At 59.8% G+C, this 10026-nt stretch carries 7 protein-coding genes; all 7 read right to left on the bottom strand.

What is annotated here, in order from left to right; translation table 11 throughout:
• Nucleotides 1-116: 116 nt before the first annotated feature.
• Complete coding sequence (gene sucD / locus OC610_RS13595; protein ID WP_003179236.1) at nt 117-1001, bottom strand: succinate--CoA ligase subunit alpha; 885 nt, start codon at nt 999-1001, stop codon at nt 117-119.
• Complete coding sequence (gene sucC / locus OC610_RS13590) at nt 1001-2167, bottom strand: ADP-forming succinate--CoA ligase subunit beta (RefSeq protein ID WP_003179235.1); 1167 nt, start codon at nt 2165-2167, stop codon at nt 1001-1003. The genes sucD and sucC overlap by 1 nt, the downstream gene beginning before the upstream one ends.
• Before the next feature lie 196 nt (nt 2168-2363).
• A complete protein-coding gene (lpdA, locus tag OC610_RS13585) occupies nt 2364-3800 on the bottom strand; it encodes a dihydrolipoyl dehydrogenase (RefSeq protein ID WP_030138332.1) in 1437 nt (478 codons plus the stop codon).
• 111 nt (nt 3801-3911) lie between these two features.
• Complete coding sequence (gene odhB, locus OC610_RS13580; RefSeq protein ID WP_030138331.1) at nt 3912-5135, bottom strand: 2-oxoglutarate dehydrogenase complex dihydrolipoyllysine-residue succinyltransferase; 1224 nt, start codon at nt 5133-5135, stop codon at nt 3912-3914.
• 44 nt (nt 5136-5179) lie between these two features.
• Nucleotides 5180-8011: a 2-oxoglutarate dehydrogenase E1 component gene (locus OC610_RS13575; protein WP_264428308.1), complete on the bottom strand. Its 2832-nt coding sequence runs from the start codon at nt 8009-8011 to the stop codon at nt 5180-5182.
• A gap of 262 nt (nt 8012-8273) precedes the next feature.
• Complete coding sequence (locus OC610_RS13570) at nt 8274-8978, bottom strand: succinate dehydrogenase iron-sulfur subunit (protein WP_207964740.1); 705 nt, start codon at nt 8976-8978, stop codon at nt 8274-8276.
• 11 nt (nt 8979-8989) lie between these two features.
• The coding region (locus tag OC610_RS13565; RefSeq protein WP_264428306.1) for an FAD-binding protein at nt 8990-10026 on the bottom strand (1037 nt) is incomplete at its 5' end.

Raw genomic sequence — 10026 nt, 5'->3', positions numbered from 1 at the left:
CCACAAGAGCCGTCCTACATTACCCAGGTAGAGCAGTTGCACAGGCATAGGGTCAGAAACGACAAAGGCCACCCGAAGGTGGCCTTTGTTGTTGGAACAAAAAAGTCAGCCGAAGCTTACTTCTTCATTTCCCAGCCAGTCAGCTCGGCCAGGGCCTTGCCGATGTCTGCCAGCGAACGCACGGTTTTCACGCCTGCGTCTTGCAGTGCAGCGAATTTCTCGTCTGCAGTGCCTTTGCCGCCGGAGATGATTGCGCCAGCATGGCCCATGCGCTTGCCCGGAGGAGCAGTCACACCTGCGATGTAGGAAACAACCGGCTTGGTCACGTTCGCCTTGATGTAGGCAGCGGCTTCTTCTTCAGCGGAACCGCCGATCTCACCGATCATGACGATCGCTTCGGTCTTCGGGTCTTCCTGGAACAGCTTCAGGATGTCGATGAAGTTGGAGCCCGGGATCGGGTCACCGCCGATGCCGACGCAAGTCGACTGACCGAAACCGGCGTCAGTGGTCTGCTTCACAGCTTCGTAGGTCAGGGTGCCGGAACGGGAAACGATACCGACCTTGCCTGGCAAGTGAATGTGACCTGGCATGATGCCGATCTTGCATTCGCCTGGAGTGATCACGCCTGGGCAGTTAGGGCCGATCAGGGTGATACCCAGCTCGTCGCACTTGACCTTGGCTTCCAGCATGTCGATGGTCGGGATGCCTTCGGTGATGCAAACGATCAGCTTGATGCCGCCGAACGCTGCTTCAAGAATGGAATCCTTGCAGAAAGGAGCTGGAACGTAGATCACGCTGGCGGTGGCGCCAGTAGCAGCTACAGCGTCTTTCACGGTGTTGAAGACAGGCAGGCCCAGGTGCTCGGTGCCGCCTTTGCCTGGCGTTACGCCGCCAACCATCTTGGTGCCGTATTCGATGGCTTGCTGGGTGTGGAAACTACCTTGCGAACCGGTAATACCCTGGCAGATAACCTTGGTGTCTTTGTTGATCAGGACGCTCATTATTTGCCCTCCGCAGCTTTAACGACTTGTTGAGCAGCGTCGGTCAGGCTGGTAGCAGCGATGATGTTCAAACCGCTTTCTGCCAGTACTTTAGCGCCCAGCTCAGCGTTGTTGCCTTCGAGGCGAACAACAACCGGGATTTTCACGCCGACTTCTTTCACGGCGCCGATGATGCCTTCGGCAATCATGTCGCAGCGAACGATGCCGCCGAAGATGTTGACCAGTACTGCAGCGACGTTGGTGTCGGACAGGATGATCTTGAACGCTTCGGTAACGCGTTCCTTGGTAGCACCGCCGCCTACGTCGAGGAAGTTGGCTGGCTTGCCGCCGTGCAGGTTGACGATGTCCATGGTACCCATGGCCAGGCCAGCGCCGTTGACCATGCAACCGATGTTGCCTTCCAGGGCTACGTAGTTCAGTTCGAACTTGGCAGCGTGCGCTTCGCGCGGATCGTCTTGCGACGGATCGTGGAAAGTCTTCAGCTTAGGCTGACGGTACATGGCGTTGGCGTCGATGTTGATCTTGGCATCGAGGCAGTGCAGGTCGCCGTCGGCCTTGATCACCAGCGGGTTCACTTCCAGCAGTGCCAGGTCGTGGTCCTGGAACAGCTTGGCCAGACCTACGAAGATCTTGGCGAATTGAGTGACCTGCTTGCCTTCCAGGCCCAACTGGAATGCCAGCTCGCGGCCCTGGAATGGCTGTGCGCCAACCAGTGGATCGATGGTGGCCTTGAGGATTTTCTCAGGGGTGTCGTGAGCGATTTTCTCGATGTCCACGCCACCTTCGGTGGAAGCCATGAACACGATGCGGCGGCTCGAACGGTCAACGACAGCGCCCAGGTACAGCTCTTTAGCGATATCAGTGCACGATTCAACCAGGATCTTGGTGACTGGCTGACCGTTGGCGTCAGTCTGGTAAGTCACCAGACGCTTGCCCAGCCACTGCTGTGCGAAGGCTTTGGCGTCTTCTTTGCTGCGAACCAGCTTGACGCCGCCCGCTTTACCGCGACCACCGGCGTGAACCTGGGCTTTGACAACCCACTCGCTGCCGCCGATTTTGTCGCAAGCTTCTGCTGCCGCTTCCGGGGTGTCTACAGCGTAGCCGGTGGATACTGGCAGGCCGTACTCAGCGAACAGCTGCTTACCCTGATACTCGTGAAGATTCATGCTTATTACCGTCTTCGTTAGGTACTGCGCATTCGGTGCTGCACCGTTGTGGTGCCGCACCACCTGTGACTGCTGCTTGCGTAGCGTTCCGGTCAACCGGTGTCGCTACGCAAGGCTGCGTCCAGCGGATATTCCGCGGTGAGTCTTGCTCGCAAGGCTCACGACGGGCCATACCGCCGTGGTTTCTTATTATCTGTTAACGCTTCTTGCGGTTGGCCACGTGGATGGCGCCGCCATTCACGGCCAGGGCCGCTTCGTGCAAGGCTTCGGACAGGGTCGGATGGGAGAAGACCATCATGCCCAGGTCTTCAGCGCTGGTGCCGAATTCCATACCGATCGCGCCTTGCTGTACCAGCTCGGCAGCGCTTGGGCCGATCACGTGAACGCCCAATACGCGATCCGTCTTGGCATCGGCGATGACTTTCACGAAGCCACCGGTGTCGTTGGCCGCCATGGCACGGCCGGAGGCTGCGAACGGGAAGGTGCCGACGTTAACTTCAACGCCTTCGGCTTTCAAGGCCTGCTCGGTTTTACCAACCCATGCGATTTCCGGGTGGGTATAGATGACCGATGGGATCAGGTCATAGTTCATCTGGGCCTTGTGGCCCTTGATGCGCTCGACAACCATGATGCCTTCTTCGGAAGCCTTGTGGGCCAGCATCATGCCGCGAACCACGTCACCGATGGCGAACACGCCCGGTACGGCGGTTGCGCAATGGTCATCTACCGCGATGAAACCGCGCTCGTCGATTTCCACGCCGCAATCGGCGGACAGCAGGTCAGTGGTCACTGGACGACGACCGACCGCAACGATCAGCTTGTCGAAAGTGATGGTCTGTTCGCCGTTGGCGTCGGTGTAGTTCACCACGACTTCTTCGCCGTTGACCTTGGAGCCGGTCACGCGGGCACCCAGCTTGATGTCCAGGCCTTGCTTGGTCAGGGTCTTCAGCGCTTCCTTGGACACCGCGGTGTCAGCGGCCATCAGGAACGTGTCGAGGGCTTCGAGCACGGTCACTTGCGAACCCAGGCGCGACCATACAGAACCCAGTTCGAGACCGATCACGCCAGCGCCGATCACGCCCAGGCGTTTTGGCACGGACTGGAATTCCAGGGCGCCAGTGGAGTCGACGATGACGTTCTGGTCGACTGGAGCAGGCGGGATGTCGATCGGACGCGAGCCTGGCGCCAGGATGACGTTCTCGGCTTCGATCACTTCGACCGAGCCGTCAGGCTTGGTCACTTCGACTTTCTTGCCCAGCAGCAGCTTGCCGTGGCCTTCGATGGAGGTGACGCCGTTGGCCTTGAACAGGGTGGCAACACCGCTGGTCAGGTTCTTGACGATGCCAGCCTTGCGGCCAACCATCGCGGCTACGTCCATCTTCACTTCACCGGTAGAGATACCGTGAACGTTGAAGCTTTCCTTGGCTTCCTTGTACTTCCAGGAGCTGTCCAGCAGCGCCTTGGATGGAATGCAACCGACGTTCAGGCAAGTACCGCCCAAGGCCTGTTTGCCTTCCTTGTCGGTGTATTTCTCGATGCAGGCAGTGGAAAGGCCCAGTTGCGCAGCCTTGATGGCCGCTACGTAGCCGCCAGGGCCCGCACCAATCACTACCACGTCGAATTTCTGAGTCATGAGTCATTCCTTCTCGAATCAAACCGGACGGTCACTTGTGGGGACCGCCGTGGGACGAAACCGGTTGTTTCAGCAAGGGGCCGGTCGAAAAGACCGGCCCTCGCGGCGAAATCAGATATCCAGCAGCAGACGAGCCGGATCTTCCAGCAGGTTCTTGATGGTGACCAGGAACGTCACGGCTTCTTTGCCGTCGATCAGGCGGTGATCGTAGGACAGTGCCAGGTACATCATCGGACGAATCACGACCTGACCGTTGATCGCCATCGGACGCTGCAGGATGTTGTGCATGCCCAGGATAGCCGCTTGTGGCGGGTTGACGATCGGGGTCGACATCATCGAACCGAATGTACCACCGTTGGTGATGGTGAACGTACCGCCGGTCATCTCTTCGATGGACAGCTTGCCGTCACGGGCCTTCTTGCCGAAGGTGGCGATGCCGCCTTCGATTTCGGCCAGGCTCATCAGCTCGGCGTTGCGCAGGACCGGAACCACCAGGCCACGGTCGCTGGAGACCGCGACACCGATGTCGGCGTAGCCGTGGTAGACGATGTCGGAACCGTCGATCGACGCGTTGACGGCCGGGAAGCGTTTCAGCGCTTCGGTGGCAGCCTTGACGAAGAACGACATGAAGCCCAGGCGTACGCCATTGTGGGACTTCTCGAACAGGTCCTTGTACTTCGAACGCAGGGCCATGACTTCGGTCATGTCGACTTCGTTGAAGGTAGTCAGCATCGCCATGTTCGACTGGGCTTCAACCAGACGCTCGGCAACCTTGGCACGCAGGCGAGTCATCGGAACGCGTTTCTCGACGCGGTCACCGGCAGCGAACACTGGCGCGGAAGCAGCAGGCGCGGCTGGCTTGGCCGGTGCGGCGGCTGGAGCGGCTTTCTTGGCGGCAACGGCTGCAACCACGTCTTCCTTGGTCACACGACCACCCTTGCCGGTGCCGGCAACGGAAGCGATGTTGATGCCATTCTCTTCAGCCAGCTTGCGAGCAGCTGGAGCGGCGACTGGATCGTCTTCGCCCGAAGCAGCTGGCGCAGCGGCCTGAGCGGCAGCCGGTGCGGCAGCGGCGGCTGGAGCGGCAGCAGCAGCGCCGCCCTCTTCGATCGAGCCCAGGACCTGGTTCGACAGAACGGTAGCGCCCTCTTCGGCAACGATTGCGCCCAGCACGCCGTCAGCTTCGGCCAATACTTCCAGCACGACCTTGTCGGTCTCGATGTCGACGATCAGGTCGTCGCGCTTGACGGCCTCGCCTGGTTTCTTGTGCCAAGTGGCAACGGTGCCATCGGCAACCGATTCCGGGAATGACGGGGCTTTGATTTCGATAGCCATTATCTGTGGGTCCTTAAAATTCGGTTTCAGTCAGCGCGAAGGCGTTAAACAGTGAAAGCATCTTGCAGCAGTTTTTCCTGCTGCTCGGCGTGCATCGACGCATAACCACACGCAGGTGCAGCGGAAGCATCACGGCCGGCATATTCCAGGCCCAGGGCCTTGTTATGGTTGCCAATGCTGCGACGCAGGTGATGCTGGCTGCTGTACCACGCGCCTTGGTTCATCGGTTCTTCCTGACACCACACCACGTGGGTGAGGTTGGTGTAAGGCGCGATGGCCTCCATCAGGTCCTCTTCCGGGAACGGATAAAGCTGCTCGATACGCACGATGGCGATGTCTTCGCGGCCTTCGGCACGACGTTTTTCCAGCAAGTCGTAGTAGACCTTGCCGCTGCACAGGATCAGGCGAGTCACCTTCGCCGCGTCCAGGGTATCGATTTCCGAAATGACGGTCTGGAACGAGCCTTCGGCCAGGTCTTCAAGCGTGGAAATTGCCAGCTTGTGACGCAGCAGCGACTTCGGTGTCAGCACGATCAGCGGCTTGCGCAGCGGACGGATGACCTGGCGACGCAGCAGGTGGTAGATCTGCGCCGGGGTGGTCGGTACGCAAACCTGGACGTTGTGCTCGGCGCACAGCTGCAGGTAGCGTTCCAGACGTGCCGACGAGTGCTCCGGACCCTGCCCTTCATAACCGTGTGGCAGCAACATGGTCAGGCCGCAGAGACGGCCCCACTTGTGCTCGCCGCTGGTGATGAACTGGTCGACAACCACCTGGGCACCGTTGGCGAAGTCGCCGAACTGGGCTTCCCAGATCACCAGCGCATTCGGCTCGGTGGTGGAATAGCCATATTCGAACGCCAGGACGGCTTCCTCGGACAGCAGCGAATCGTACAGGTCGAAACGTGGCTGGCCTTTGTACAGGTGTTGCAGCGGGATGTAGGTGCTGGCGTCTTTCTGGTTGTGCAGCGCCGCGTGGCGGTGCGAGAAAGTGCCGCGGCCTACGTCCTGGCCGGTGATGCGGATCGGGTGACCTTCGAACGCCAGGGTCGCGTACGCCATGGTTTCGGCGTAGCCCCAGTTGATCGGCAGGCCACCGGCTTGCATCTTCTGGCGGTCTTCGTAGATCTTCGCGACCTGGCGCTGGACCACAAAGCCTTCCGGGATTTCCAGCAGCTTGGCGGACAGTTCCTGCAAGGTCTTGAGGTCGAAGCGCGTGTCGTGGCGAGCAGTCCAGGCGTGGCCCAGGTACGGACGCCAGTCGACGAACAGCTCTTTGTTCGGTTCCTTGACCAGGCTTTTTACAACGTGCAGGCCGTTGTCCAGGGCGTTGCGATATTCATCGACTTTTTCCTGGACGCGCGCGACATCCAGAACACCGCTCTGGGTCAGGCGATCGGCGTACAGCTCACGGGTGGTGCGCTGCTTGGCGATCTGCTGGTACATCAGCGGCTGGGTGCCACTTGGCTCGTCGGCCTCGTTGTGGCCGCGACGACGGTAGCAGACCAGGTCGATGACCACGTCGCGCTTGTACTGCATGCGGTAGTCGATGGCCAACTGGGTCACGAACAGCACGGCTTCCGGGTCATCGCCATTCACATGGAGAATCGGCGCCTGGATCATCTTCGCGACGTCGGTTGCGTACTCGGTGGAACGCGAGTCCAGCGGGTTGCTGATGGTGAAGCCGACCTGGTTGTTGATCACGATGTGCACGGTACCGCCGGTCTTGAAACCGCGGGTCTGCGACATCTGGAAGGTTTCCATGACCACGCCTTGACCGGCGAATGCCGCGTCACCGTGGATGGAGATCGGCAACACCTTCTCGCCGGTCGGATCGTTGCGACGATCCTGGCGGGCACGGACGGAACCCTCGACCACCGGGGAAACGATTTCCAGGTGGGACGGGTTGAACGCCATGGCCAGGTGGACTTCGCCGCCGGTGGTCATCACGTTGGACGAGAAGCCCTGGTGGTACTTCACGTCACCGGAGCCCAGCTCGACCTTCTTCTTGCCTTCGAACTCGTCGAACAGCTCGCGCGGGTTCTTGCCGAAGGTGTTGACCAGTACGTTCAGGCGGCCACGGTGGGCCATGCCGATGACGACTTCCTTGGTGCCGTAGGAACCGGAACGCTGGATCAGCTCGTCGAGCATCGGAATCAGGCTTTCGCCGCCTTCCAGGCCGAAACGCTTGGTGCCCGGGTATTTGGTACCCAGGTATTTCTCCAGGCCTTCACCGGCGGTGACGCGCTCGAGCAAGTGGCTCTTGATGTCGGCGGAGTACGTCGGACGGCCACGAACGCTTTCCAGACGCTGCTGGAACCACTGGCGCTGCTCGGAATCGGTGATGTGCGTGAATTCAGCGCCGATGGTGCGGCAATATGTCTGCTGCAACGCTTCGTGAATTTCGCGTAGGCTCGCTTCCTCTTTGCCGATGAACAGGTCGCCGGCACGGAAGGTCGTATCAAGGTCGGCATTGGTCAAGCCGTAGTGAGTGATCGACAGGTCTGCAGGTGCAGGACGCTGCCACAGCCCCAGCGGGTCAAGCTGGGCTGCCTGGTGGCCACGCATCCGGTAGGCCTGGATCAGTCGCAGCACTTCAACTTGCTTCTTCTCATGCTCGGAGCTCACGCTGCCGGCAGACACCGGTTGAGCGCGGCGCTGGTTCTTTGCCAGCAGCACGAAATGATCGCGAATCGTCGAGTGCGAAACATCGGTGGCAGAGTTACCGTCAGCCGGCAACTTCTGAAAGTAGGTGCGCCATTCTTCTGGCACAGCGTTAGGGTCGTGCAGGTAGAGCTCGTAGAGCTCTTCCACATAGGCAGCGTTACCACCGGAGAGGTGGGCACTGTTCCACATGCGCTGCATCACGCTTTCTTGCATGCTTGGTCACCCTCGATTAGGGGAACACCACCGGCGAAAACACCGAGCAAACTTGCAGAAGTCCGAGTGCAGCGACTAAAACAAGCCACTTAGGATCACGCTGATAGTCCGGGTACCAGCCCGGATGCCCCTGCTTGTCTCATTTCTTCAAAATAAGAACCGCCGCTTTGTAAGCGGCTGTTCTGGTTATAGCCAGGACGTGGGTTGAAGCCCACGCCCTCGCCTCTACGGGTACAGCGGTTCTACGGGTACAGCAGCTGAATCACACGCCGTTTTGCAGCAGCATGTTACGTACGTGACCGATGGCCTTAGTCGGGTTCAGGCCTTTCGGGCAGACGTTGACGCAGTTCATGATCCCGCGGCAGCGGAATACGCTGAACGGGTCATCCAGTGCGGCCAGACGCTCGGACGTCTTGGTGTCACGGCTGTCTGCCAGGAAGCGGTAAGCTTGCAGCAGGGCGGCCGGGCCCAGGAATTTGTCCGGGTTCCACCAGAAGGATGGGCACGAGGTCGAGCAGCAGGCGCACAGGATGCACTCGTACAGACCGTCGAGCTTTTCACGCTCTTCAGGGGACTGCAGACGCTCGATGGCCGGAGCCGGCGTGTCGTTCTGCAGGAATGGCTTCACCTTCTCGTATTGCTTGTAGAAGATGCTCATATCGACGACCAGGTCACGAATGACCGGCAAACCTGGCAGCGGGCGAACGACCAGCTTGTTGCCCTTGACCACGGCCGACAGCGGCGTGATGCAGGCCAGGCCGTTCTTGCCGTTGATGTTCATGCCGTCGGAGCCGCAAACGCCCTCGCGGCACGAGCGACGATAGGAGAAACCTTCGTCCTGCTCTTTGATCAAGGCCAGCACGTCCAGCACCATCAGGTCTTTACCACCGGTATCGACCTGGAAGTCCTGCATGAACGGCGCAGCGTCCTGATCAGGGTTGTAGCGATAAACACTGACTTGCAACATAGCGGTCACCCTTAATAAGTCCGGACTTTTGGTTCGAAAGTCGGAACAGTCTTCGGCGAGAAGTTCACGGCACGCTTGGCGACGCGTTTTTCACCCGGGAAGTACAAGGTGTGGCACAGCCAGTTTTCGTCGTCACGGTCTTCGAAGTCTTCGCGGGCGTGGGCACCACGGGACTCTTTGCGCACTTCTGCGGCGATGGCGGTGGCTTCAGCCACTTCCAGCAGGTTCTGCAATTCCAGCGCTTCGATACGGGCAGTGTTGAACGCCTGCGACTTATCGTTGATCTTCACGTTGGCAATTCGTTCACGCAATTGCGCCAACTGGGCAATACCCTTCTGCATGTATTCGCCGGTACGGAACACACCGAAGTAGTTCTGCATGCAGCTTTGCAGCTCGCGGCGCAGGGTGGCGACGTCTTCGCCTTCGGTACGCTCGTTGAGGCCAGCCAGACGCTTGAGGGCTACATCGATGTCGGTGTCGCTGGCGTCGCGGTATTCGATACCGTCGCTCAGCGCCTTTTCCAAGTGCAGGCCGGCAGCACGGCCGAAGACCACCAGGTCGAGCAACGAGTTGCCGCCTAGGCGGTTGGCACCGTGTACCGATACGCACGCCACTTCACCCACTGCGAACAGGCCAGGGATGATTTCGTCCACGCCTTCGGCGTTCTGGGTCATTGCCTGGCCATGAATGTTGGTGGCAACGCCGCCCATCATATAGTGGCAGGTTGGAACCACTGGAACCGGCGCAACGACAGGGTCGACGTGTGCGAAAGTCTTCGACAGTTCGCAGATACCAGGCAGGCGGCTGTGCAGCACTTCCTCGCCGAGGTGATCGAGCTTGAGCATCACGTGGTCGCCATTCGGGCCACAGCCGTTGCCGGCGATGATCTCTTTAACCATCGAACGAGCTACAACGTCACGACCAGCAAGGTCCTTGGCGTTCGGCGCATAACGTTCCATGAAACGCTCGCCGTGCTTGTTGATCAGGTAACCGCCTTCACCACGGCAACCTTCGGTGACCAGTACACCGGCGCCGGCGATGCCGGTCG

Source organism: Pseudomonas agronomica, assembly GCF_025917275.1.
Lineage (GTDB): Bacteria > Pseudomonadota > Gammaproteobacteria > Pseudomonadales > Pseudomonadaceae > Aquipseudomonas > Aquipseudomonas agronomica.
Note: the sequence above shows the minus strand (reverse complement) of the source record. Positions and strands in the feature narration are given on the sequence as shown.